This is a genomic window from Microcystis sp. CS-574 (assembly GCF_028329095.1).
GTDB classification, from domain to species: domain Bacteria; phylum Cyanobacteriota; class Cyanobacteriia; order Cyanobacteriales; family Microcystaceae; genus Microcystis; species Microcystis ichthyoblabe_A.
Genome location: NZ_JAQMSY010000071.1, coordinates 1 through 24,169, shown reverse-complemented (window position 1 = coordinate 24,169; position 24,169 = coordinate 1). Strand labels below are relative to the sequence as shown.

At 41.5% G+C, this 24,169-nt stretch carries 23 protein-coding genes and 1 pseudogene; 10 read left to right on the top strand and 14 right to left on the bottom strand.

Annotated elements, in window-relative coordinates; genetic code table 11:
• A partial coding sequence (locus tag PN470_RS04835; protein WP_272103888.1) for a Uma2 family endonuclease occupies positions 1-512 on the bottom strand: 512 nt, incomplete at its 3' end.
• Between the two features lie 46 nt (positions 513-558).
• Positions 559-2,085, bottom strand: a complete 1,527-nt coding sequence (locus tag PN470_RS04830) for a bifunctional aminoglycoside phosphotransferase/ATP-binding protein (protein WP_002776445.1) — start codon at positions 2,083-2,085, stop codon at positions 559-561.
• Positions 2,086-2,921: 836 nt separating this feature from the next.
• On the opposite strand from PN470_RS04830, the gene PN470_RS04825 reads away from it, so the two are divergent.
• The gene (locus PN470_RS04825) at positions 2,922-4,742 is read left to right on the top strand and encodes an EAL domain-containing protein (RefSeq protein ID WP_272103885.1); all 1,821 of its coding nucleotides are present in this window, start codon (positions 2,922-2,924) and stop codon (positions 4,740-4,742) included.
• 189 nt (positions 4,743-4,931) lie between these two features.
• A complete protein-coding gene (locus PN470_RS04820) occupies positions 4,932-5,933 on the top strand; it encodes a phosphoribulokinase (protein ID WP_016517207.1) in 1,002 nt (333 codons plus the stop codon).
• 51 nt (positions 5,934-5,984) lie between these two features.
• Here PN470_RS04820 and PN470_RS04815 read toward each other — a convergent pair whose 3' ends face one another.
• From PN470_RS04815 to PN470_RS04795, 5 genes are all read right to left on the bottom strand, one after another.
• Positions 5,985-6,698 carry a response regulator gene (locus PN470_RS04815; RefSeq protein WP_272103890.1) on the bottom strand — a complete coding sequence of 238 codons (714 nt, stop codon included), beginning with the start codon at positions 6,696-6,698 and terminating at the stop codon, positions 5,985-5,987.
• A gap of 789 nt (positions 6,699-7,487) precedes the next feature.
• On the bottom strand, positions 7,488-8,549 hold the full coding sequence (gene mtnA / locus PN470_RS04810; protein ID WP_272103882.1) for an S-methyl-5-thioribose-1-phosphate isomerase: 1,062 nt from the start codon (positions 8,547-8,549) through the stop codon (positions 7,488-7,490).
• Between the two features lie 158 nt (positions 8,550-8,707).
• Entirely contained in the window at positions 8,708-9,103 is a 396-nt protein-coding gene (locus PN470_RS04805; RefSeq protein WP_002743536.1) for a helix-turn-helix domain-containing protein, read from the bottom strand.
• Between the two features lie 194 nt (positions 9,104-9,297).
• Entirely contained in the window at positions 9,298-10,905 is a 1,608-nt protein-coding gene (locus PN470_RS04800; RefSeq protein ID WP_271937581.1) for an MFS transporter, read from the bottom strand.
• Positions 10,906-10,988: 83 nt separating this feature from the next.
• Positions 10,989-11,276: a YggT family protein gene (locus PN470_RS04795; RefSeq protein ID WP_271937579.1), complete on the bottom strand. Its 288-nt coding sequence runs from the start codon at positions 11,274-11,276 to the stop codon at positions 10,989-10,991.
• A 530-nt stretch (positions 11,277-11,806) separates the two neighbouring features.
• Between PN470_RS04795 and fumC the strand changes: the two genes are divergently transcribed.
• Complete coding sequence (gene fumC, locus PN470_RS04790) at positions 11,807-13,210, top strand: class II fumarate hydratase (RefSeq protein WP_002750033.1); 1,404 nt, start codon at positions 11,807-11,809, stop codon at positions 13,208-13,210.
• Between the two features lie 120 nt (positions 13,211-13,330).
• On the opposite strand, the gene PN470_RS04785 is transcribed toward fumC, so the two are convergent.
• The 5 genes from PN470_RS04785 to map form a co-directional block, all read right to left on the bottom strand.
• A complete protein-coding gene (locus PN470_RS04785) occupies positions 13,331-15,658 on the bottom strand; it encodes a VPS10 domain-containing protein (RefSeq protein WP_271937577.1) in 2,328 nt (775 codons plus the stop codon).
• Positions 15,659-15,792: 134 nt separating this feature from the next.
• Positions 15,793-16,419 (bottom strand): aminoacyl-tRNA hydrolase, encoded by a 627-nt coding sequence (gene pth / locus PN470_RS04780; protein WP_103111542.1) that lies wholly within the window; start codon positions 16,417-16,419, stop codon positions 15,793-15,795.
• Positions 16,420-16,468: 49 nt separating this feature from the next.
• Positions 16,469-16,693: a DUF2811 domain-containing protein gene (locus tag PN470_RS04775; protein WP_002739844.1), complete on the bottom strand. Its 225-nt coding sequence runs from the start codon at positions 16,691-16,693 to the stop codon at positions 16,469-16,471.
• Between the two features lie 643 nt (positions 16,694-17,336).
• Positions 17,337-17,738 (bottom strand): universal stress protein, encoded by a 402-nt coding sequence (locus PN470_RS04770; RefSeq protein ID WP_002776463.1) that lies wholly within the window; start codon positions 17,736-17,738, stop codon positions 17,337-17,339.
• A 69-nt stretch (positions 17,739-17,807) separates the two neighbouring features.
• A complete protein-coding gene (gene map, locus PN470_RS04765; RefSeq protein ID WP_272103879.1) occupies positions 17,808-18,653 on the bottom strand; it encodes a type I methionyl aminopeptidase in 846 nt (281 codons plus the stop codon).
• A gap of 464 nt (positions 18,654-19,117) precedes the next feature.
• Here map and trxA point away from each other — a divergent pair, with 464 nt between their 5' ends.
• The 7 genes from trxA to PN470_RS04730 all read left to right on the top strand — a co-directional run bounded on the left by trxA (position 19,118) and on the right by PN470_RS04730 (position 23,365).
• On the top strand, positions 19,118-19,435 hold the full coding sequence (gene trxA, locus PN470_RS04760; RefSeq protein ID WP_002739627.1) for a thioredoxin: 318 nt from the start codon (positions 19,118-19,120) through the stop codon (positions 19,433-19,435).
• Positions 19,436-19,468: 33 nt separating this feature from the next.
• Positions 19,469-19,753: a DUF427 domain-containing protein gene (locus PN470_RS04755; RefSeq protein ID WP_002739527.1), complete on the top strand. Its 285-nt coding sequence runs from the start codon at positions 19,469-19,471 to the stop codon at positions 19,751-19,753.
• Positions 19,750-20,223 carry a pantetheine-phosphate adenylyltransferase gene (coaD, locus tag PN470_RS04750; protein WP_002739695.1) on the top strand — a complete coding sequence of 158 codons (474 nt, stop codon included), beginning with the start codon at positions 19,750-19,752 and terminating at the stop codon, positions 20,221-20,223. The genes PN470_RS04755 and coaD overlap by 4 nt, the downstream gene beginning before the upstream one ends.
• Positions 20,224-20,259: 36 nt before the next feature.
• Entirely contained in the window at positions 20,260-20,919 is a 660-nt protein-coding gene (locus PN470_RS04745; protein WP_002739760.1) for a hypothetical protein, read from the top strand.
• Between the two features lie 150 nt (positions 20,920-21,069).
• Positions 21,070-21,867: a hypothetical protein gene (locus PN470_RS04740; RefSeq protein WP_002739654.1), complete on the top strand. Its 798-nt coding sequence runs from the start codon at positions 21,070-21,072 to the stop codon at positions 21,865-21,867.
• Positions 21,868-22,015: 148 nt separating this feature from the next.
• Entirely contained in the window at positions 22,016-22,858 is an 843-nt protein-coding gene (gene folP, locus PN470_RS04735) for a dihydropteroate synthase (RefSeq protein WP_272103876.1), read from the top strand.
• Positions 22,859-22,906: 48 nt separating this feature from the next.
• Positions 22,907-23,365 (top strand): cupin domain-containing protein, encoded by a 459-nt coding sequence (locus PN470_RS04730; protein ID WP_002739902.1) that lies wholly within the window; start codon positions 22,907-22,909, stop codon positions 23,363-23,365.
• Between the two features lie 10 nt (positions 23,366-23,375).
• Here the strand turns inward: PN470_RS04730 and PN470_RS04725 are convergent, their stop codons facing one another.
• Positions 23,376-23,582 (bottom strand): hypothetical protein, encoded by a 207-nt coding sequence (locus PN470_RS04725; protein ID WP_043997365.1) that lies wholly within the window; start codon positions 23,580-23,582, stop codon positions 23,376-23,378.
• Between the two features lie 296 nt (positions 23,583-23,878).
• Positions 23,879-24,169: pseudogene (locus PN470_RS04720) on the bottom strand (Rpn family recombination-promoting nuclease/putative transposase); the annotation flags it as partial.

Sequence of the window (24,169 nt, the reverse complement as noted above, 5' to 3'; positions counted from 1 at the left end):
GCAGGCAAATTAATAATTTCCACACCGCTATTTAGTCGGTAGATTTCCACCTGCTGCTGTTGAGGATTAATCAACCAACCCAAACGTAAACCACTGGCTAAATATTCGCGCATCTTTTCGCGTAAAGAGGTTAAGGAATCGCTACGAGAACGTAATTCAATCACAAAATCTGGACATAAAGGGGGGAACTTTTCTCGCTCTTCTGCGCTCAAAGCTTCCCATCTTTCCCGTTTTATCCAAGCAACATCAGGAGAACGATATCCTCCCTTTGGTAAACGAAAAATTGTCGAAGAACTAAAGACTTTACCAGAATTACTTTGACGATTCCAAATCGTTACATCAGCAATTAAATCAGCTTCTCTATTACCGCTATTTTCACCCACGGGAGGCATAATTAATAATTCTCCTTTTTGATTACGTTCTAAATTCCATGTTTGATTAGCCTGACAGAGATGATAAAATTGTTCATCGGTCAGATTAACTGTCTCTAGATTTAACACTACAGTTTTCATAATCGCTTCTCCTTTTTGCTACTTTATATCATTGATTCATATCAACCTATTTACCTAATTGACTCTCTAAAAATTCTGGCCAATCGGGATTAGTAGTGTCTAGGGAAATTAGATAGGGTTGTTCTTTTTCATTAAAAGGTTCTGTTTTCTCAATTTGGGCATTTAACACCTCGATAGTAGCGTCAGAAATATCGCCTTTTCTAGCGGCAATCCGTTGTTTTAAAACTTCTATAGGTGCGTGACAATGGACGATATGAAAAGGAATCTTTAAATTTTGGGCATAGGTTAATAAGGGTTCTCGCCAAGCATATTTATCGTAGCGCGCATCGAGAATAACTGGATAACCTAAAGTTATTAAAATTCGGGCTAATTCCGCTAGTCTAGCGAAGGTTTTTTGACTCATTTCGAGACTATATATATCTAGACTTCCTGTTTGATTTAAGTCAATTCCAGCCAAATGTTTGCGAACTGCATCGGAACGAATCTGAATAGCATTAAGATTTTTAGCAATTACTTTCCCTATGGTACTCTTACCCGATGCAGAAAATCCCGACATCAGAATTAATCTCGGTTTCTGCGGTTGTGTGTACTGCCAAGCTAATTGATAATAATCCTGTGCATCTGCTTTAATTTTCTCAGAAAAAGTGTCACCATCAAGCAGAAAACTATTGACTTTTGCCCTCACATACGCTTGTCTAGTCAGGTAGAGAGGCAAGACTTTTAAACCCTCCCAGTCAGCGGTTTGTTCTAAATAAGTATTGACAAATAAATTAGCGAAATCTTCTCTCCCCCTAGCGGTTAAATCCATGGCTGTAAAAGCAAGATCATACATGACATCAACGAAGCGAAAAGATTCATTAAATTCTATGCGATCAAATAATTGTATTTCTCCCTGCCACTGACAGATATTATTTAAATGTAGGTCTCCATGACATTCGCGAATCATCCCTTTTATTTGTCTTTCCTCTAACCAATCTCGGTGTTCTGCGAAGAATTTATCTGTATAAGCTTTTGTTTCATCGTATTGTTTTTGGGTTTGAACAAAATTAATATATTTCTCGGTTTGTTGGTAGTTTTCATCAAAAGCTTGTTTAACAATTTCCAAATTACCAAACTGAGTAATATAGGAATTACTCACAGCTTGCCGATGAAATTGTGCCACTTTTTCAGCCAAAGACTCGATCGCTTTTTCCGTTAGTTCTCCCCGTTCAAAAATTTTACTGAGTAAACATTCTTGGGGAAACTGATTCATTTTTAAAATATATTCTATCACTTTTCCTTCTCCATTTAAACTTATGCTACCCTGTTCTTCATTAATTGACAAAACTTCCAGATAGATATTGTCGGCAACTTTTTTATTTAACTCTAGTTCCTGTTCTAGATAATATTTTCTCTTTTCTAAAGTGGAGAAATTTAAAAAATTATAATTAACTGGTTTCTTGACTTTATAGGCATAATCTCCTGTCAAGAAGATAATTGAAGCATGGGTTTGGATAATTTCAACGGGAATTTTGACAGAATGAGGATAAAAGTCGGGATTTTTTAATTCTTCGATTAATCGGTTGCTATCCATAGGGAGAACTCCTCGGTGGTACATCTCATTTTTGTAAATTTACTAAGTTGAGATTTTTAAAGGGAAAATCTCTGCTAAAATCGGGCTTTATTTCTGATTTTATCACTCAATCTGGGACCTTGAGGGTTTCTACTCCCCGAAACCCGTTAGGGAGGACAGGAATTCGCAACCCGCGTGTGTGGTTTTAGATGTCCCTGGAGGAAGCACCTCTCCCAAAGTTCAGAAAGCATTAGCTTTGCAAGTGGTATGCTTATAGACGGTTGCCCGTACATTTGTATTGGTTTGTTGCTGATAGTCGGTATTTCTGCAAATGTGAGATGCAGCAGGTCTAAATTAATGAAAACTGCATCATGCAGGATGAGAGCTTTGCCAACTCAGCTTTAAGGGACTTGCGGGAATTAGGGATGCAGTTAGTTTTAGATAATTTTGATGCCGGCTATTCCTGATTAAGTTATATTTATAAATACACCTTCGACAGTTTGAAGATCGATCGATCAAACCTTTATCCAATCTTTACCATCAAAAACCAAGCATTTAGCTATGTTATCGACTATGATCAGCCTAGGGCAGAATTTGAATTTACGAGTTATTGCCGTTGGGGGAGAAAGTTTACAACAGTTGGACACTTGCCCACGTCTGCACTGTGAAGAAGTACAATGATTTTGGTTGACTCGGACTTTGAACCCCGAAGATGTGACACATTTGCTGTTAAGTAACTGTTCCGAATTACCCCCAACACTTTATTGAGAAAATAAATTAACTTAAAGACGAATAAGCCGTAGCTTTTGAGAGAATAAATTAACTTATATTTTCACTTTTGTCGAGGTGCTGAAAAAATGATTAATGGTTCATCCAATTCCCGTTATCTCCTGATTGTGGAAGATCCTCAAGGTAGAAGAACAATTACCCTAGAGGACATGAAATATTCTCTGGGTCGTAAGTCTGATAATCAAATTGTTCTTCGCTCTAAACACGCGTCTCGCTATCATGCGACTTTAATTAAAAAGAGTATTGATCGCCAAAAATTTTCCTATTGGATTCTTGATGGTGATTTAGAGGGAAATAAAAGTCATAATGGCATTTACGTCAATGGGTCTAAATGCTTAATTCATGAATTAAAAGATGGTGATTTAATTAACTTTGGCTGTGATATAAATGCCAGTTTTCATTTAATAGCTAGTCAAGCAAAAATAGAGCGAGAATCAGTTGAAAATATAGAACAGTTACAAGGGAAAACTACGGAAAATGAAACCAATTCTAGCCATAATGAACCCCATGCAAAAAGTACCTTAATTCTCCGTCAAGCTCCATCGCAAATCATAAGTTTTAATAGCAAGATTCAAGAGGAATATTCTTCGGTTGTTCTCAAGGATTTACCTAACCGTTCCCTCTTTAATGAACACCTCTCAAGTGCTATTAATAATGCCCAGAAAAATAATCAACTGATCGGGCTATTATTATTGGATGTAGGGCAGCTAAGAAATGTCAACAATCAACTAGGTTATCGACTGGGGGATAAACTATTAAAAATCTTAATTGAACGTTTAAGAAAAAGTTTGCGATCAGAGGATATAGTCGCCCATTGGAGAGGGTACGAATTTATTATCCTGCTGTCACAAATTAATGATGCTAATGATCTAGAAAAGGTTGGTCAAAGAATTATTAAAACCCTAGAAAGTAATAATGAAATCGAAAATCACTCCCTAGTCGTGCGATTAAGTTTAGGTTCAGTTATCTATCCCCCCGACGGCACAGACAGGAAAGTAATATTACAGAAACTGGAGGAAAATTTAGTAGCAGTTAAGAATAATATAAATGATAACTCCCAGATAGAGTCGGTTAATGTTCACCCCAAAAATACTCGTAGTTCTAAAGTTGAATATTTTCTCTATCAGGCAATGAAAAATAATGAATTAGCTCTTTACTATCAACCGCAAGTTAATATCATTAAGGGGCAAGTGGAAGGATTGGAGGCATTATTGTGCTGGTTACACCCTCAATTCGGATTAATTCCCCCTAATCGTTTTTTACCCTTAGTCGAAGAAAGCGACTTAATCCTTGAGCTTAATCGTTGGGTACTAAAAAATGCCTGTCAACAGGCACAAATATGGCAGCAGCGGGGATTATTATACACTCCCATCTCGATCAATTTGTCCCCACACCAATTGCGTGATCCCCAGTTGCTCACCAACCTCAAAGAAGTCTTGACTGAAACCCAAATCGGGCCTTTCTTTCTGGAGGTAGAAATAACTGAGACAAGTTTACTGGAAAATAGCCGCGAAACCGGTCGAATTCTTGGGGATTTGCAGAAATTGGGTATTAGTATTACCCTCGATGATTTTGGCAGCGGTTACGCTTCGATCGCCTATCTCGGTCAATTTCCCGTGAAAAAACTGAAAATAGAGCAATCTTTAACAAAACAACTCACTGATACTCCCCAAGATACCCGTTTTATCTCGTCATTGCTGGCGGTAGCGAAAAGTTTTAACTTAATAGCGATCGCCAAGGGAGTAGAAACCCAACAACAATTAGAAATCCTGCAAGAATTAGGTTGTGAGAGAATGCAAGGCAATCGCATCAGTTCCCCTCTAGCAGTGGAGGAAATGACGACATTTCTCCACACCCACCGCACCCTCTCAGTAATCAGTGATAACTGATTTTGGTCACTGATTCCGGTATGATCTGAACAGATTATCTAGTATCAAATACCTACTCATTCTAGCGTGAGGCTCTTGCCGAACCTGTCAGCAGCAGAAATTTGTGGCGGCGGGGTACTGCTCGATCCAGAGTCTGGTTTAATTACATACTATAGGGTTAACAATTAGTTGTGTATTTAGAGGGAAACTATGGCCAATAAGCCAGAGCGCGTGGTTCTAATCGGTGTAGCTGGGGACTCCGGCTGTGGGAAATCTACTTTTTTACGTCGTTTGACCGATTTATTCGGGGCCGAGTTTATGACAGTGATCTGTTTAGATGACTACCATTGCCTCGATCGCAAACAGAGAAAAGAGGTGGGTGTCACCGCACTCAATCCGAAAGCGAATAACTTTGACCTGATGTATGAGCAGATTAAAGCTCTTAAGGGAGGTCAAGCCATTAATAAACCTATTTATAATCATGAAACGGGGATGATCGATCCCCCCGAAATCATCGAACCGAATAAGGTAATCGTGATCGAGGGACTACACCCCTTATATGATGAACGAGTCCGGTCTCTATTAGATTTCAGCGTTTATCTCGATATTAGCGATGAAGTCAAAGTTAACTGGAAAATTCAACGGGATATGGCCGAGCGCGGTCACACCTATGATGATGTGATGGCGGCCATTAATTCTAGAAAACCCGATTTCAGTGCCTATATCGATCCCCAAAGACAGTACGCTGACGTGGTGATTCAAGTGCTGCCCACCAAATTACTTGAAGATCACGAAAGTAAATTACTGCGGGTTCGTTTAATCCAGAAAGAAGGGGTGGAAAACTTTGAACCCGCTTATCTGTTTGATGAAGGTTCCACCATCGATTGGCGGCCCTGTGGTCGTAAATTGACCTGCACTTATCCCGGTATTAAACTCTACTACGGTCCAGATGGCTTCTTGGGGAATGAAGTGTCGATTCTGGAACTAGATGGTCAATTCGATAACCTCGAAGAAATGATCTACATCGAAAGCCACTTGAGCAAAACCGGCACTAAATACTACGGTGAAATGACGGAATTACTGCTCAAACACAAGGATTATCCCGGTTCCACCAATGGTACGGGTTTATTCCAAGTCTTAGTCGGTCTCAAAATGCGTGAAACCTACGAAAAACTAATGGCGGCCGAATCAAAAGTGGTAGCCCAAGTCTAGTTTCTAGTTTTGACCGAACCGGCATCCTAACCCTAGAGGATGCCGGTTTTTTTAGTCCACTAATCCCGATCGCAGGGCCAACACTGCCGCTTGAGTGCGATCATCCACAGAGAGTTTATTTAAGATATTGCGGACATGGGTTTTCACCGTGCCGATGGTGATATAGAGTCGGTCGCCAATCTGAGCATTACTAAAACCCCCGACAATCAGAGCGAGAATTTCTAGCTCTCGTTCTGTTAGGGGCACATTTTCCAGCAATTGGCGATGTTCTGGGTCAACGCCTTGAATTATCACTGTTTTGCCGTCGGTGTGGCTACCGGTGGCAAAATTTTGGCGCACTTGTTGCCGAATAACGCCGACGATCACGGGATCGATCCAAGGATTGCCTTCGTGGGTGGAATAAATCGCCTCGACTAATTTATCGACGCTGGTATCCTTCATACAGTAGGAATCAGCCCCAGCACTAAAAGCCGCTAAAACCTGTTCCTGGGTGTTGTACATGGTTAGCATGAGGATCTTCGTAGCCAAGCTGTCTTCGCCGCAATTTTGTTGGAAGCGTCGCATTAACTCAATCCCATCGATCATGGGCAAAGCTATATCGATGATCGCTACATCGGGTTTAGTCTCCTCTAGCAGTTTCAGTCCCTGTAATCCACTGATGGCTTCTCCCACCAATTGAATACCCTCTCGATGCTGGAGAGCCGCCACTAACCCCATGCGGGTTAAATCGTGATCCTCTATGACGATAACCCGCACTTTATCCATATTTTTTCCCGGTTGTGCTGAACTAGGCGATGATTCAATAATTTTGGCTTTTGGATTATTAGAGCCGTTCCTAAACATTGACTTCACTCCCTTCCTTGAATTGAATTCCACTTTCTTATCTTCATTCGGCAATCACCTGTTTCCAGTTAATTTTATTTTTACTTAATCAAAGCGGCGATTACAAATATAATTAAACTCCCCTAAAATCTACTCAAATCTACCCAAATCTAGACTTTACTACTCCGATCTTGGTCTTTACTCTTGTACTATAACATCGTGTAAATCTCGATGAGGTAAAGAGTTAACAGGAATAAATTTTCGAGATGCTTGGGTTTTAAGAGAATAAAACCAAGCTCTGGTTCATTTAATTTTTTTAGACTATCTCAACACAAATCTTTTAAGTAAACAAAAAGATATACTTGGGGATTAACTAAGATTAATTAAGCTGAATAATAGCATTTAACTATAGATAAAAGCAAATCCTAATCATTGTCTTCCTTGATGTTATCCTCATACGCCATTTTAGTTTATTTGTCAATAGTGATCTTACCCATTTTCCCCTTGGCCGTCACCTCCAATTGGATTGAGGCGGAATTTTTCCCCACTGTGCCAAGGGACTTGCGTGGGAATAATATCCCAATCGATCGGAGGGCGCAAGCTTTGCGCCCCTACAGTAACGGATTTTGTCCACAATGTAGGGGCGAACTGCGTTCGCCCAAAAGGTACATTATCAAAGCGCAAGTCCCCAATCCAGATAAAAATGGTGTTAGTGGGGAAAAAGCTCACCCCCTAGGATTCCTGTAAAAAAATTAATTCAGCCGGCGTTACCGCTCCTTTTTCGGTAATGATAGCGGTGATGAAAGCGGCGGGAGTAACATCAAAAGCGGGGTTATAAAAATTAACATTTCTAGGGCAAAGGGTTGTCGTCCCCACCTGATAAATTTCGGCACTATCGCGCTGTTCGATCGGTATCCCCGTACCATCCTTAAGGGAAAAATCCACCGTCGATAGGGGGGCAGCCACATAAAAAGGCAGATTATGAGCTTTCGCCACCACCGCGAGGGAATAGGTGCCGATTTTGTTGGCCGTGTCCCCATTGGCCGCAATGCGATCGGCCCCAACGATCACCGCATCGATCAGTTTTTGCTGCATACAGTGGGCCGCCATGCTATCGGTGATCACGGTGACGGGAATTCCCTCCCGCGCACATTCCCAGGCGGTTAATTTTGCTCCTTGCAACCTTGGCCGGGTTTCATCTGCATACACTTGTATTAATCTACCCGCCGTCCAAGCGGAACGAATTACCCCTAAAGCAGTGCCATAACTGGCCGTGGCTAGGGACCCAGTATTACAGTGGGTTAAAATTGTCAGTTTTTCCGGTTGCTCCGGCAGCGCCAATAAACCATGATGACCGATCGCCCGACAGGTTTCCACGTCTTCTTTTTGGATATTGTGGGCAGTTTCCAGGAGATTTTTGCTAATTATTGCCACTTCTGGGCCACTTTCCTGGGCCACTTTTAACATTCGCTCGATCGCCCAGAATAAATTCACCGCCGTGGGCCGGGTTTGGGCTAATCGATCGGCTATTCTAGTTAAATCGGCCAGAAACTGCTCTTTCTGGTCAGTTTTAATTTCCTGCGCTCCTAAAACCATACCGTATGCAGCCGCTACCCCGATCGCCGGGGCGCCGCGCACAATCATCGTTTCGATCGCCCGGGCCATGGCTTCACTGCTGGTGATCTCAACTTCCCCATACTCCATGGGTAAACGGGTTTGATCGATCAGCCAGACTTTGTTATCTTGCCAACGCACGGGATAGATTGAGTTATTCTCGGCATTGTTTGTGGTCATAATTAGTAATCTCCGTAATAGTTGCAAAATTTTGGTTTTTTTTAAGAGGTCTAGTCTCGTGCGCTCTAGTTACTTTAAGCGATCAAGCTTGGATTTTGGTCATAACTAGATTAGGGTTTAATCTTATATATCCCGAATTTTATCCTTTGTATTCTTGTCTAAGTTTTTGTACTCTTTCTATCTCTTTTTCGGTCGGGTGTAGAGTTTTTTTTGCGGGTGATTCTCAAGCGTTCGGCTATTCTTGCCACTGTAGTCACACTTAACAATATACCGGTTCTTTCTAGGAATAGTTTCGATAGTTCGGCTAGAGTTGCGTCATTATTTTCCTCAATCAAATCACCGAGGGCGATCATCTGTTCTGGCGTAAGTTTTAAATGACGACCACATCGATAAGTCTTCGGTCGAATATCTCCCGTTTCTCGAGATTGCTTCAAAAGCTTTTGTACGAAACTTAAGGTTACACAGAATCTTTTCGCTAATTGTCTTTGAGAGATGGGTTCGTTATAATAACAGTCTAGGATTTTCTGACGGAACTCTACTGGATAGGATTTCATTTTTTGTACAATTTAGCTATCGATAACATTATACTCATTGAAGACATTATGCTGCCGGGTCGATTGTACCCAGTAATCAGTAGTTCAAAAGTCAATACAAATGCTTTAGGGTAAGGGTTTGCTGATTTTTTTTGGACAGGAAGTTCGGGAATAAAAAAATAATTTCCTGTCTCCTGACGGCCGACAATTGATGTTTACTTTTCCTCTGGTCTTCTTGCTGCTAATTGGTCTAAAATTTCGGCGTGAACTTGGCGAGTAATTGGATAAAAATAGGCAAGAATTAAACTAATGATCAGAAAAAATGCCGGTAAAGGTGCAATTGCTAGGCGAATTGCTATTAAAGCACTATCCGGCTGCAGGGGAATTGCTTCTCCTGGTATTCTCGGTTTAAACCCCGATGTTTCTAGAGCAATACCGACAATAAATAACCCCAAAGCTAAACCAATTTTTTGCAAAAGTACCATAAAAGCATAAAAAATACCTTCTCGACGTTTTCCTGTTTTTAATTCGTCTAATTCAATCACATCAGGAACCATTGACCAAGGAATTAAATAGGCCACAGATACGCCAAATCCCGCCAAAACTGCCAAAATATACATTAAAGTTATTTCTCCTGGTTGGAGCAAAAATAAACCAATTTGGGCAATAATCCAGAATATCATCCCTAAAAAATAGACTATCTTTTTGTCTAATTTTTGACTAACTGCTTGCCAAAAAAATAACATCACTAAAGCTGTCCCCTGTACTGCTAAAGCGACTAAACCCGATTCTGCTTCCGATAGTCTCATGTAGCTGACGACATAGTAAACCAAAATCGAGGCGGTTAATTGTACTCCTAACCAAGCACAAAGATAGATGCCAATAACGTATAAAAAGGGACGATTACCAAAAACTATTTTTAATTGTTCTTTCAGGGGAATAGTTTCGGTATTATCAGCAGCTTCTCTCTGTTTAATTGCCGCACCATCCCTGAGATGATTTTCAGTTTTACCATAGTAAATAGTTAAACCAGAAACTATCCCTTCTATTCCTAATAAAATTGTGGAAATAGCGATAAAGTCTCTGGGATTTCCCCCCATTTTTCCTACTCCATAGACCAAGGAAAGCGCACCGATAACTATAAAAGCAATTGCCAAAACTTTTTTCTGAGCGGGATTGAGAATCGCTTTTGCTCCTCGTTCTTGTAAAACTAAAGCGCACCAAATAACTGCTATAATTGAGATTAAAGCACAAACTACACCTAACAATAAAAAAGCTTTATGGAGATCATTGGCATAGGACGATGAGACGAGAATATAGAGAATTAATGAGAGAATGCTACCCCCGATCGAAAAGGCAAAACGAAAACTATTTAAGCGGGTTCTCTCATTATAATCATAAGTTAATTCAGGGGTGAGAGCCTGGTAGGGAAGATTGACTACCGTGTAGGTTAAATTAAAAATAATGCCGATAAAAATATAATATAAAAATAACCATAATTGGTTATTGGTCGGGATTAACCACAGTAAAAAATAGCTAATTCCGAAGGGAATCGACCCCAATAACATCCATGGTAAGCGACGACCCCAGATAGTACGAGTTCGATCGCTCCACATACCAATGATCGGATCGTTAATAGCGTCGAAAATTCTCACCACCATCAGCACACTACCGGCTAATCCTGCCGATAATCCTGCCACATCAGTGAGGAAAAATAGCAGGTAAAATACTGAGATATTGGCAGTGATAGCTGGTCCCAAATCGCCAGCACCATAGGCGATTTTTGTGGTTAAATTGAGTTTTTCATAACTTAAATGAGCCATAAACGCAATTACAGAGATTAAAATAAGCTTAACTGTTCTGGGGGCATTGTCAACCTTTTTCACCCAATATCCAAGAGGTCTAATTATTTTAAGACCATGGTAATTAAACCCTGTTGACCGAGAAGAATTTCCCGCAGCATCGTACAAATTCCCACCCAAATAATCGGAGAAATGTCAACTCCTCCTAAGGGGGGTATGAGTTTACGCACGGGGATTAAAAAAGGTTCTGTTGGCCAGGCAATAATATTAAAGGGGAAGCTATTTAAATCTACCTGTGGATTCCAAGTCAGCACGATCCGTAAGATAAACAAAAGGGTCATCAACCCTAAGATAATTCCCAATGTCCAACTTAATGCGATCGCTGTGTCCATAGTCTCCAATCCCGTCTTTTTTACTGATTATCTTCCCTAAAATATAACAGTTTTTGTCTCATAATCACTGCAGCACCCTGCCAGTTATTCTTGTCAACCTCCTGGATAAAAATGCCGACAGAAAAAGTCCCCATAGGGCTTGACAAACCAGCCAGACTTGACTTATACTTTTCTTATAGTGGGAATCCGTGTCGTCCTGGAGACCCTCTCTTTTCAGGCCAGATAACGACCATCTTTTCCTGACCTCAGAAGTAACTAGGGTTTGCTGAACGTCAGTGGAAGCCTTGCTAGAAAAAGGCTTTACTACTTTTTCAGAAAAAAGTGCAATAAACAAATGTTGAGAAATCGATCCGAGGTACTCAAAACCCTGGCACTTTCGCTCCTCGATTGCAAAGGGTTCCGCTTCCCAGAGTGCGAGGTTATTCTGACTTCCCCTACCGAAGACCGGCGGCCGGATTCTGACTCGGAGACTCCTGAATACTGACTCCTAACCCCACCAACAAACTTTTTGCCGCAAACCCTAATCAAAGATGACAGAATTTCGCATCGAGAAAGACAGCATGGGAGAAATCCCCGTACCTGCCGATAAACTTTGGGGAGCGCAGACCCAAAGATCTCTACAATACTTTAGTATCGGTGATAATCTCATGCCCCGGGAGATGATCCGGTCCTATGCCATTCTCAAAAAAGCCTGTGCAATTGTCAATCAGCAAAAAAATCGTCTCAGTCAGGAGAGAAAAAACCTTATCTGTCAAGTCTGCGATGAAATTTTAGCTGGACAACACGCAGATAACTTTCCCCTCTACGTTTGGATGACGGGAAGTGGCACCCAGTTTAACATGAACATCAACGAAGTCATCTCCAATCGTTGCAGTCAACTGACGGGGAATCCTCTGGGTAGCAAAACGCCCGTGGATCCTAACGATCATGTTAATATGTCCCAATCGACTAATGATTCCTTTCCCTCGGCCATGTATATTGCCGTTGCCTTGGCAGTCAAGGAAAAATTAATTCCCAGTCTGCAACTATTACGGAATAGTCTCGATGAAAAGGCGCAATTATGGGCAAATATAGTTAAAATTGGTCGCACTCACCTACAGGATGCCACCCCTTTAACCCTCGGACAAGAATTCTCCGGTTATGTGGGTTTATTAGATGATGGCAGCGATTGGCTAGAAAAATGTCTAGAAAAAGTCTATCGTTTATCCTTGGGAGGAACAGCAGTGGGTACGGGAATTAATGCTCCCCCAGATTTTGATCGAGATGTGGCTGCCGAAATCGCTAATCTGACTAAATTACCCTTTATTACCGCTCCTAATAAGTTTACCGTGCAAGGTTCCCACGATGCTCTAGTTTTCTTGAGCGGGGGACTGAAAACTATCGCTAGTTCCCTCTATAAAATTGCTAATGATATCCGTTTACTTAGCTGTGGTCCCCGTTGTGGAATCGGAGAATTACAGCTGCCGGAAAATGAACCGGGTTCTTCAATTATGCCGGGGAAAGTTAATCCCACCCAATGCGAAGCTTTATCGATGATAGCAGTGCAGGTGATGGCTAATGATTTAGCGGTGACGATGGGAGGCGCCGGAGGACATCTGGAAATGAATGTCTATAAACCGCTGTTGATTCATAATCTCATGCAGTCTATCCGGCTGCTCACGGATGGTTGCGCTAATTTCTGTCAGTTTTTGGTTAAGGGGATGACTGCTAATCAAAAACAAATTGAGACTTTTTTAAATCAATCCTTGATGCTGGTGACTGCTTTAAGTCCCGTGATTGGCTACCAAAAGGCTGCCTACGTCGCTCATTATGCCCTAGAAAAGGATTTAACCCTGAAAGTGGCAGCCTTGCAACTAGGATACATCGAGGAAGAGGATTTTGATCGCATTGTTGACCCCGCTAAGATGGTCAATCCCTACGTTGCCGATGGTTAATTCTCTCAAGGGATAACTGCCACAAAAATCAGAGGTCGCAGGCAGGCACGGATTCCCATTATACATACAAGTATATGGCAAGCGGCGGGATTTGTCAAGCCCCGCTGGTCAAAATTTCTCCTAAACTTGGGTAATGATAACGAAGAAAACAAACAGAAAAATCATCAATGCTCCTGTCATGCGGAAGAAGGATTTAGGAAGATTAATAATTTTCTCCAGTTTCAGGAAACCCACCAGAAAATAAGCGACGATTGCTAGGAGAATCGGTATAACTAAGCGCAAGATTGCGCCAAGGGGACTAAAGAAAAACTCACCGATTTTATAGCGGGGTGTATCTTCTTCCTCGTGAGGAGAAATAGTTACACTTGTCCAAGTTTCTCCCCCATCGGTGGAACGAAAAACTGTAGTTTTAGCGCCACCAAAACCGAATAAAGTTTTATCTTGAGCATAATTAGGAGAAAACTGGACGGAGATACCAGAGGAAGGGATACTATGAATTTTCACTAGGGGTATTTTAGGATCACCAATTGATTTAAAAGTTTCCCCACCATCGGTAGATTTAAACAAACCATCTCCCTGTAAACTAACCATTACCGTGCGATCATTAGCATAATCAGGAGAGATAGCAATGGTTTCTACCGAAGTATTGGGATTAAACCCCGGTTTCTCTAATTTTGTCCAACTTTTAGCCCCATCTTTGCTGACAAACAAACCAGAAACTGTCCCAGCAAAAATAGTTCCATCCTTGGGATAATTGGGAGACATTGCCAACTGTACATTAGGGGTTTTTGATAGAGGTGTTCCTTGGCTGACATTTTTCCAAGTTAGTCCACCATCAACACTTTGATAAATACCCTCTTTTCCCGTGACAAACAAAGTTTTATCCTTAGCAAAATCGGGGGAAGCTACCATAGCAGGGGCATAATTACCGAAAATTCTGCCCACTTCACTAATATTTTTAACCGTATTTCCTCCATCGGTAGAACGAAATATTCTACCCTGCTGATTGGTGAGAAAAAGAGTTTTATCCTTGGCAAAATCTGGAGAAGGAACTATTCTCGGACCGCGGACTTTCTGATCGATTTCGATAATTTTCCATAAATCACCACTGTTATCGGATTTGGCAAATTTATTGCGTAAAAACCCCGCAAAAATAGTTCTATCTTCTCCATAGTTAGGAGAAAAGGCAATGTCAAAGAAACGCCGGGGATCTTGTCCTGATTCTTCGGGATCTTTACCAAGTCGATAAACCTCTAAACCGCGATTAATTGGTGTCCAAGTTTCCCCTTTATCCCGACTGATGAAGATATTGCCTACATAATTAGCCATGACGACAGTGCCATCCTCGGCATAATTAGGAGAAACCGCCAAGGCGATAACTGTTCCCCGGTCTAACGTTTCTATTTCCTGCCATTGTTTGCCGCTATCTGTGGTTTTAAATAAGCCATTAAATCCCCCTAAAAACATCGTATCTTGAACTATTTTTAAATCCATAAAGTGGGGAACTTTATAATCATCAGCCTGTTTATCTTTGGTTAAACCCTCGCTCATTTTTTTCCAACTTTTGCCCCCATCCTGAGAAACATACATTCCGTCATGCCAAGTAATGGCATAAAGAGTGGAGTTTTGAGCATAGTCGGGAGAAATAACGATGTCTTCGATGATTTTATCCTTAATTCCTTCGTTAACAGCTTGGAAGGTTTTACCATCATCAACGGTTTTAAAAATACCCGCTTCTTTTGTGCCGACAAAAAAGGTTTTATCCCTGTCTAAATTAGGAGAAAAAGCAATTGTATCTACTGCCCCCATATTAGCAGGTAAGGGGAGATTCTGCCAAGTTTTTCCCCCATCGGAGGAAGTGTATAATTTACCCTGTTCATCCCCGAAAAAAATGCGATCAGGATTGCTGGGAGTAATAGCTAGAGAGGTTATCAGTGCCGTGGTGGGGAAAATATTTGACCAATTTTTACCGCCATCTTCGGTTAAATAAACCCCTTTTTCTAATCCCACTGCTGCTGCTATATTGGGATCGGAAGGGGCAATTTCTACGAAGTTAATAAAGTTAGTTTCTAAACCCTGATTAACTTTCTGCCAAGATTCCCCCGCATCTTCACTTTTATAAATACCATTGGATCTTGAAGCTAAATAGAGAATATTTTTATTGAGGGGAGATAGGGATAAGGAACTTAATTCCCCCGTATAATCTAAACCTTGAATTAATCTTTTCCAGTTGCTACCTCCATCCCTAGACTTATAAAAGTTATTTCGTACCAATATATATACTGTATTATCTGTCTGGAAATCACGAGAAACTTCCACTTGACTAATTACATCATGGGGACGATGGGCAAAAGCAGGATTACTCCAAAGACAAAAAACTGTAGCGATTATCCATAAAATGAGATTAAACTTATGGGCGAATCTCCGCAAACTTTGGCGATTAATCATACTTAAACTACTAATATCGAGGATAAAAATTGACCTAATCTAGCAAAGGGCGATCAAAATTTAAGCAAGGGTTCTGTAGGAGCATAGACGAAAATGGCGATTATAACCATTACTAAAATCAGGCTTATTTGCTATCAGCATAGATTAGAGCCAATCTCTACACTTTGATTATTGTAGAGACTCATTGCCTTTTGTAACCCCTGTTTGAGACCAAGTTCGATCGCTTTTCTGGACAAGTCTAACACTTTCAAGATTACTTGGTTTTCTTGGGGGGTGAATCGGCCTAAAACGTGGGAAATAGTCGCTTTTTCGCTTGATTTACCGATTCCTATGCGTAAACGAGCGAAGTTTTCCGTGCCAACGTGGGCAATCATCGATTTAATACCGTTGTGTCCGCCCGCCGATCCCGATAGACGGATTCTCAACCGGCCTAGGGGCAGATCCATATCATCGTAAATGACTAAAATCGACTCTGGAGCTAGTTTATACCAGTCCAGCACCGATCGCACCGATTGCCCGGAGCGATTCATATAGGTTTGGGGTTTCAAGAGACGAATTTTGCCTGGGAAAGGACCGTCACCCTCGGCGATAAAACCTTGAAATCGCTTGTTTTCCTGCCAAGATAACCCCCAATCCCGCGCTAATGAGTCCACAGCTTCAAAACCGATATTATGACGGGTGCGATCATATTTGGGTTCGGGATTACCCAAACCGATAATTAGCTGAGGAATGATTAAATTAGGGGTTTTATCGGAATTCATAGGGGAAAATCGGGTTTTTAACCAGGACCCGACTCTTATTATCACCGAATTAGCACTCCGAGCGCTGGAACAAAGTTTCTAGATAAACCTTGGCACAGCTATTTTGTTCCTCAAAATTCATCCTTTCGGGGGATTGACAATTAAGCAGAAAAAATGACAATGCCGCCGTAAACACACCATCTTGATCCCAACCGGGGTGAGTTTCTAGGTATTGTTGTAGGGATTGGTGGAGAATTTCGGGGATTTCTGCCAAGATACTGACTGATGTATTCATATCGTTTACCTCTGATCGGAAGTGGGGAAATCCCTGACTGGTGCAGTGGACAGTAAGGACTATTGTGAGCCAAGTTGGAGGGAGTTGCAATATTACCAGATGTAAAGGAATGCTTTAGAAAAACTTAATATTTACGAGGGAATAAGGGTTAGAGCCAGATTTTATTTACTTAACTTAACATTAACTCAGTATCTATCGATGGGGATTTTGACAATCAAGATTAATTTTTTCTGGAAGCAAGTGCCGATTATATCGCTGTTGCCTGTGGAAAAGTCTGGGTAAACTGTGGAAAACTGGGGAGTGAGTGGGGAAATACTGGGGAATGTATGGGGGAAAACATCGGGGAAAAATAAGATTTGCAAATTTTAGTCAGCAGTGCTGCTCAAGACTACTTAGGGTTTGCGGCAAAAAGTTTTTCGTGGGTGCAGGGTGTAGGGTGTGGGGTTTTACCGATTTTGAAGTAGTCAGTTACCTAATTTTTAGGGAAAAAGTCCAGGAATTTTACCCCCGATCACTCCAATGGTCAGCAGTTTTTGAGGTCAAAAAAGTCTAAAAGCCTTATCTAACAAGGTTTTTAGATTTATTCAGCCAACCCTACTTAGGCACTCTTGCCAGAGTACCTTTTCTAGTTGAATGCTGGCTGCTATGCTTTTACCACCAATACGGAACAGGTAGCTTCTGCCACCACGAGACTACTAACAGAATCTTCGATCACCCGTTGAACTCCCGTTAATCCCCGGCTGCCGATCACGATCAGATCAGCTTGATAGATATTAGCTAAACGAATAATTTCCTCCGCTGGATCGCCAAAGATGACCTCGATTTCACTAGGGGTAGCAATTTGGGATTGATAGCAGCGCAATTGATCTTCAATGATCTCACGGGAGGGATGAGGGCGATCCACTGCCGATTCATCTCCCTCCTTGCTGAGAATATGGGTGATGATGATGTAAGAATTTGCCGTTAGCGAGAGGGAATTCAAAGCATGAAGGACTCGATGGGATGATTCCCCACAATCCAAGGCAACAACGATATTTTTAAACATTTTGACTAAATCCTGCCACTAAATAAATTTTCAATTAAGATTCCGGAGCAAAAAAATCTATAGACAATTTTATAGGTTATTGCGATCGGTTAAGATTTCGTAACCTGCGGCGGTTACTAAGACAGTATGCTCAAATTGAGCGGAGAGAGCATTATCCATCGTCACCACCGTCCAACGATCGCGCAAAGTTCTGGTATGTTTAGATCCCGCATTGACAATTGGTTCAATTGCCAGAGTCATCCCGGCGCGGAGTTTGACATTGGGTAACTGATTAGTGCGAAAATTAAATACCGAAGGTTCTTCGTGGAGATTTCTGCCGACTCCATGGCCGGTAAAATCTTCTACCACCTGGAAACCGTTAGCTTGAACGTGATCTTCGATCGCTCCTGCGATATCGAGCAGATAATTGCCAGCTTTTACCTGATTTATGCCTTTATATAAAGCTTCTTCCGCCACGCGGATTAATTTTTCGGCTTTGGGAGAGACGGAACCGATCGCGATCGTGATACAGGAATCCCCATGATAACCTTGGTAGTAGGCCCCCGTATCTACCTTTAACACAGAACCGGCTTTGAGGCGTTTTTTCGGGCTAGGGATACCGTGAACGACTTCGTTATCGACGGAGGCACAAATCGAGGCAGGAAAGCCATAATAACCTTTAAAACTGGGAGTAGCACCCATTGCGCGGATACGTTTTTCCGCATGAGCATCCAGATCCGCCGTCGTCATCCCGGGTTGAGCGATCTCGGCAATTTCCTTGAGGACTGTGGCGGCAATTTTACCCGCTTGTCGCATAATAACGATTTCTGCGGCGGATTTGGTTTCGATTCCCCGGCGGCTTTTCTGTACTCGCGGTGAACCTACTTGCTCTGGGGTTTTAGTTTCGGGAAAAAGCAGCTTGGTTAGGATGTTCATGGAGATTTGGCTGTCGAGTCTTTACCTAACTTAGCATTTTCCCGGCGATCGATGACCACTCTGGAGAAATCAAAAATCTTCCGTTAGGTGAGGAGACAGGAGACTCCGAGACAGGAGATAGGAGATGGGAGCAGGGAGCGATGAGCAGGGAGATGAGGATAAAAAAGACAAGAGACAACTATCCTAGCCATAAAACCGAAAATTATCGCAAATTTATCTGACTTTTAAGATATTTTGAGCCGATAGGTAGTCGGACATAAATTCTGTTGTCTATCTTAAGAAATGTAAATTGCCGCAATTCTTACTGACTCCTGACTCCTGACTTCTGACTCCTTACCCCACAGTTAACTTTACTTTTGTCCAACTACTTAGCACCTCGAGAACTTACTTTTGCAGGAGGTCTAAGGAACATCTAGAAAAGCTATAGTAGGAAAAAGGCTATTTTTCTGGCGAGGTGACAATTTATGGCAGTCAAAAAAGAGTTTTCCAGTTTTGAGGAACTGTTGCAAACCACTAATCTTCCCGTGTTAGTGGATTTCTATGCCACTTGGTGTGGTCCTTGTCAAATGATGGCTCCGATTCTAGAACAAACGGGAATGTATTTCAAAAATCGCCTACAAATTGTCAAAATTGATACAGACAAATATCCCAATTTAGCCACTAAGTACGGTATTCAAGCTTTACCGACTTTAGTAGTCTTTAAAAATGGTCAACCGATCGATCGAATTGAGGGAGTGGTGCAGGTTAACCAACTGGTTCAACATTTACAAACTCTGTTGTAAGATAATTTTGAAACAGAACTAGGAGTTAGTGTCATGGCAAAGGCGATTTGGAATGGTGCAGTGGTAGCGGAAAGCGATAACTGCGAAATTGTCGAGGGAAACTACTATTTTCCCCCCGATACCGTCAAAGCTGAATATTTCCAACCCAGTAACACCCATACAATTTGTTCTTGGAAGGGAGAGGCTAGTTATTATACTCTCAGGGTAGATGGACAAGACAATAAAGATGCCGCTTGGTATTATCCCGATCCTAAGCCAAAAGCCCAAAATATTAAAGGATATATCGCTTTTTGGCGAGGTGTGCAGGTTGAGAAATGATCGCCATCTACCCCGGCAGCTTCGATCCAGTTACACTCGGTCATTTAGATATTATCGAACGCAGTGTGCCACTATTCGAGCGAGTAATCGTGGCAGTTCTCTGCAATCCCCATAAAAACCCCCTGTTTAGCGTCGAACAACGCATAGAACAGATCAGCTACTGTACAAAACACCTGAAAAACGTTGAGATAGACAGTTTTTCAGGATTAACGGTTGAATATGCCAGATTGAAAGGTGCTAAGGTGCTGTTGCGGGGGTTGCGGGTTCTCTCAGACTTTGAAAAAGAACTGCAAATGGCACATACCAATAAAACTCTCTGGGAAGGAATCGAAACGGTTTTTTTGGCCACCACTAAAGAATATAGTTTTTTAAGTAGTAGCGTGGTTAAAGAAATCGCTCAATTCGGTGGCTCCGTCAGTCATCTAGTCCCGGAAAACGTTTCTAGGGATATTTACTCATACTACAGTTAACATACTAAAATACAGTAATGAGGACGATCTGAACCTATGGCGCGCCGAGAACCTAATGATCCCAGAAAAGCAGTACCTAACACTTCTAATAGTGGGGTTCCCAGTCCACCCGTCGATTTCGATATCTATCAGGATTTGGCGCGTCTGCAAGAGATGATTTTTGATAGTTTCCATATCCCCCTCACCCGTTGGACAATGATCGATGAGGGACAGATAGCTGAACAAATCGATCTTATCTATGAAACCGTGCCACCGGCAGTACAGAAAGCTTTAGCAATTTTGCAGGAAGAACAGGAAATTATCACTAAAGCAGAGGAATACGCTCAACAAGTCCTGCGTTCCGCTCAACAAAGAGCCGCCCAAATTCTCGACGAGTCCGGTATTATTCAACAAGCAGAACGGCAAGCGGCCCAAATTCGTCAACGGGTTCAACAGGAATGCGAATCCTTGCAACAACAAACCCTCGATGAAATCGAACAGATGCGTCACAGCACCTTGCAGGAAGTACAACAGTTACGACAAAAAACCCAAGCTGAATGTCATGAAATTCAAAAAGGCGCTGACGACTATGCTGAAGCGGTTTTAGAAGATCTCGATCGACAATTAGGGCAAATGTTACAAGTTATCCGCAACGGTCGTCAACAGGTAAGATCGAAACCAACATCTTCAAAAAATCTACCCGGAGAACGTCCTTAATCAGTTATCAGTTATCAGTTATCAGTTATCAGATGTAAGTTTTAAGTTAATTAGTTAGTTATCTTTATCCCTGATTACTCTTTACTATTTACCGATCGCTGAAAAGAACCAAACCTCCGATTCCTCACCGATAACTGATAACGGAATTTCATGAATAACTCCTCCTCGAATTCCCATCTATTCGGACGCTTTCTTAGCGGGTTATTTAGCTGGAAAATTTGGTTATTTCTCCAGATATTTCAAGGTAGTAAAAGCTTTTATCGATTCCTGTATCATTATTTATATCGTCGTCCTAAAATTGATCGCATTCTCGGTAGCGATGTTATCTATATCCCTGAGAAAAAACTTTATAGCATTCCCCTCGATGTGCTGAAAATGGAGCAGCAAATGGTTAATATTGATCGCCAGCAGTTGACTTCTGTTACCACGTGGAAAGTTAAAACAATTCATCCCACCATCACCGAAACTGAGATCCAATTCCACGATATTACCGTCGATTTACAACAGGTACACCTGATTAAATCAGATCTTAATAACTACGATTATATTAACACTCGCCGCTTGGCTCCTCTGGTGAAAACCTTGCTTTTTGAAATTAACCCCAAAATTGCCAGTTTAGTAGAAAAGAAAAATCAATTACATAGACTGCGAAATCTGGCCGCATCTTCCGAAATTTTTCATTCACAAACTCCATTGTATGATCGAGCAATTAATCAAGTCCAGCTAATTATCGATCAAGCGGAAACTTTGAGACAAGAATGTTTAAAATTTATCCGAGAAACCCTAATCGAAAGGGAATTAGTCCAATCCGATATCGATAGCAATCTCGTTGATTGTAACCTCGATTTTGCCAGTCAATATCAACTAATTCAAGAAAAATATCAACTCTGGAAAGAAGAAGTACAAGCTTATTTTGAATTAAAAGATTCTTCTCTACTTAAAAATTAACTATCACCGTCAGTAATCAGTTATCAGTTATCAGTTATCAGTAATCAGTAATCAGTTATCAGTTATCAGTTATCAGGAGATTATTTTGATTTATTCTCCCCACTTCATAATTCATAATTCATCTACTTTTTCAGCAGGATTTAGTATTATGTCTGATTTAACGGTAATTCGTGAACATATTTTTGCTTGGGGAAAACGCACCTATATCATGGGTGTTTTGAACGTTACTCCCGATAGTTTTAGTGATGGGGGAGAATTTGACAATGTTGAAAATGCCCTGCTACAGGCGATGAAAATGATCGAGGCTGGGGCTGATATAATCGATATCGGTGGTCAATCCACCCGTCCGGGAGCGCAAGAAATTAGCCTAGAAGCAGAATTATCGCGAGTTATCCCCGTAATCACCGCTATTCGACAACAAAGTTCTATTCCTATCTCTCTCGATACCACTAGGGCGATTGTAGCAGCCCAAGGTATCGCCGCCGGGGCCGATTTGATCAATGATATTTCCGGGGGAACCTTCGATCGCCTATTATTGCCGACGGTGGCTAAATTGGCCGTTCCCATCATCCTCATGCACCTGCGGGGCAATCCGCAAACCATGCAATCTCTAACACATTATGATGATTTAGTCAAGGAAATTAAAGAATTTTTACAGAATCGTGTTAAGGAAGCTTTACAGTGGGGTATTGCTAGGGAAAATATTATCATCGATCCGGGGATTGGTTTCGCCAAAACTGGGACACAAAATCTTGAGTTATTGCGAGAATTAAAGCAATTTCGGGATTTAGATTTACCTATTTTGATTGGATTGTCGAGAAAACGCTTTATTGGCGAGATTACAGGCAAAGATGACCCAAAAGAACGAGTTTTCGGAACGGCGGCGGCCTGTGCTATAGCGATCGCTAAGGGGGCCGATATCCTGCGCGTCCATGATGTGGCTGCGATCGTAGATGTGAGTAAAGTGGTGGACGCAATCGAGCGAAGTTGAAAATTTTTGCTAGTCTTAGAATCATCCACAGTTTGATCGAAATTAGCGATGAATAGCCAACTGACCAGCGATTATTGTATGTTACCCGTGATTCGATCTCCCCGGGATTATCAAGTTTTTCGCATTAGCGCTGGGGATACGAATCGTTTAGCGATCGTCTTTGATTCTACCGTAGCGGGGGATTCCTTGACCGTTTGTGTGGAAATTTTCGATCCCCACGGTCGCACCCCTACTCATCGTCATCATTTTGCCGTAGAAATGTTTTTTATCCTCAAAGGGGAGGGAATGGCTATCTGTGATGGTAAAGCGATTCCCCTGGGGCCGGGGGATAGTTTATTAGTCCGTCCCACGGGTATTCACGAGATTAGAAATGTGGGGGACGGAAGACTTTATGCACTATGTTTTATGGTTCCCAATGAGGATTTTTCGGAATTAATTCGTAATGGCATACCAGAGGAGTTAGACGCAGAAGATTTAGAGGTGTTGATGGGAACTATTAAAGGATAATCAAGCAATATCATCCCTTAAATTTTGGGCTTTTTTTCAGGAAAAGAGCGATAAAAAAGGTAAAGGTTCCTCCCAGAAGGCCGAAGATTAGCCAATTTAATCTTGGATAGCCTTTATTGATAGCGATGACTGTAGCAATGGCACCGATGAGACAATGCCAGAAAAAAAGCAACAAGAATAAATCCAAGCTCGGGGAAACATCACCAATTAGTTTCATATTTTATCAGTAGAGCGAATAGAATTTTTCCAATGACCGAATCCCTGACCCGATTTTATGTTTATTCACATCTATAAGTATTTCTCTTATTTTTTTGTCCAAGGCCATTTTGTTCCCATCTCGGTTAAAGCTGAAAAAACTAGATAGAGAATGAGAAGGGTAACACCAAAGAGAAAAGTCAATAAGTCGTTATTCATCGAGTTATCACTGATAGGTTAAAGGTCACTGATTCGCTACCATCCATTTGTTCACTACTTAGCAACTGCTGTTTTTATAGACTTTTTAAACAGGTGTGATTATTGTTGCTGTTGTGCCAAATAGTTAAGCACTGTGTCCAGAGTTAAGTCTAATCGTTCCGAGATTTGTTGCGGGGTTAAACCGAGGTCTTGCAGTAGAGAAATTGTTTTCAATTTTTGCAAGTTTATTCCCTGTTCAATTCCCTGTTCAATTCCCTGTTCAATTCCCTGTTCAATTCCCTGTTCAATTCCCTGTTCAAAAGCTTCTTGATAGAAACGAGTTTGTTTTAGGTCTTGTAGTTCCAACATAGCTTCTATTTCCTCTCGACTTTTTTGGGGTAACTTATAAAT

What these genes read in the sequence shown, in the direction of transcription:
- PN470_RS04830 (WP_002776445.1), bottom strand. Translation starts at nt 2,085, where the DNA reads ATGGATAGCAACCGATTAATCGAAGAATTAAAAAATCCCGACTTTTAT.
- PN470_RS04825 (WP_272103885.1), top strand. Translation starts at nt 2,922, where the DNA reads ATGATTAATGGTTCATCCAATTCCCGTTATCTCCTGATTGTGGAAGAT.
- PN470_RS04820 (WP_016517207.1), top strand. Translation starts at nt 4,932, where the DNA reads ATGGCCAATAAGCCAGAGCGCGTGGTTCTAATCGGTGTAGCTGGGGAC.
- PN470_RS04815 (WP_272103890.1), bottom strand. Translation starts at nt 6,698, where the DNA reads ATGGATAAAGTGCGGGTTATCGTCATAGAGGATCACGATTTAACCCGC.
- mtnA (WP_272103882.1), bottom strand. Translation starts at nt 8,549, where the DNA reads ATGACCACAAACAATGCCGAGAATAACTCAATCTATCCCGTGCGTTGG.
- PN470_RS04805 (WP_002743536.1), bottom strand. Translation starts at nt 9,103, where the DNA reads ATGAAATCCTATCCAGTAGAGTTCCGTCAGAAAATCCTAGACTGTTAT.
- PN470_RS04800 (WP_271937581.1), bottom strand. Translation starts at nt 10,905, where the DNA reads ATGGCTCATTTAAGTTATGAAAAACTCAATTTAACCACAAAAATCGCC.
- PN470_RS04795 (WP_271937579.1), bottom strand. Translation starts at nt 11,276, where the DNA reads ATGGACACAGCGATCGCATTAAGTTGGACATTGGGAATTATCTTAGGG.
- fumC (WP_002750033.1), top strand. Translation starts at nt 11,807, where the DNA reads ATGACAGAATTTCGCATCGAGAAAGACAGCATGGGAGAAATCCCCGTA.
- PN470_RS04785 (WP_271937577.1), bottom strand. Translation starts at nt 15,658, where the DNA reads ATGATTAATCGCCAAAGTTTGCGGAGATTCGCCCATAAGTTTAATCTC.
- pth (WP_103111542.1), bottom strand. Translation starts at nt 16,419, where the DNA reads ATGAATTCCGATAAAACCCCTAATTTAATCATTCCTCAGCTAATTATC.
- PN470_RS04775 (WP_002739844.1), bottom strand. Translation starts at nt 16,693, where the DNA reads ATGAATACATCAGTCAGTATCTTGGCAGAAATCCCCGAAATTCTCCAC.
- PN470_RS04770 (WP_002776463.1), bottom strand. Translation starts at nt 17,738, where the DNA reads ATGTTTAAAAATATCGTTGTTGCCTTGGATTGTGGGGAATCATCCCAT.
- map (WP_272103879.1), bottom strand. Translation starts at nt 18,653, where the DNA reads ATGAACATCCTAACCAAGCTGCTTTTTCCCGAAACTAAAACCCCAGAG.
- trxA (WP_002739627.1), top strand. Translation starts at nt 19,118, where the DNA reads ATGGCAGTCAAAAAAGAGTTTTCCAGTTTTGAGGAACTGTTGCAAACC.
- PN470_RS04755 (WP_002739527.1), top strand. Translation starts at nt 19,469, where the DNA reads ATGGCAAAGGCGATTTGGAATGGTGCAGTGGTAGCGGAAAGCGATAAC.
- coaD (WP_002739695.1), top strand. Translation starts at nt 19,750, where the DNA reads ATGATCGCCATCTACCCCGGCAGCTTCGATCCAGTTACACTCGGTCAT.
- PN470_RS04745 (WP_002739760.1), top strand. Translation starts at nt 20,260, where the DNA reads ATGGCGCGCCGAGAACCTAATGATCCCAGAAAAGCAGTACCTAACACT.
- PN470_RS04740 (WP_002739654.1), top strand. Translation starts at nt 21,070, where the DNA reads ATGAATAACTCCTCCTCGAATTCCCATCTATTCGGACGCTTTCTTAGC.
- folP (WP_272103876.1), top strand. Translation starts at nt 22,016, where the DNA reads ATGTCTGATTTAACGGTAATTCGTGAACATATTTTTGCTTGGGGAAAA.
- PN470_RS04730 (WP_002739902.1), top strand. Translation starts at nt 22,907, where the DNA reads ATGAATAGCCAACTGACCAGCGATTATTGTATGTTACCCGTGATTCGA.
- PN470_RS04725 (WP_043997365.1), bottom strand. Translation starts at nt 23,582, where the DNA reads ATGAAACTAATTGGTGATGTTTCCCCGAGCTTGGATTTATTCTTGTTG.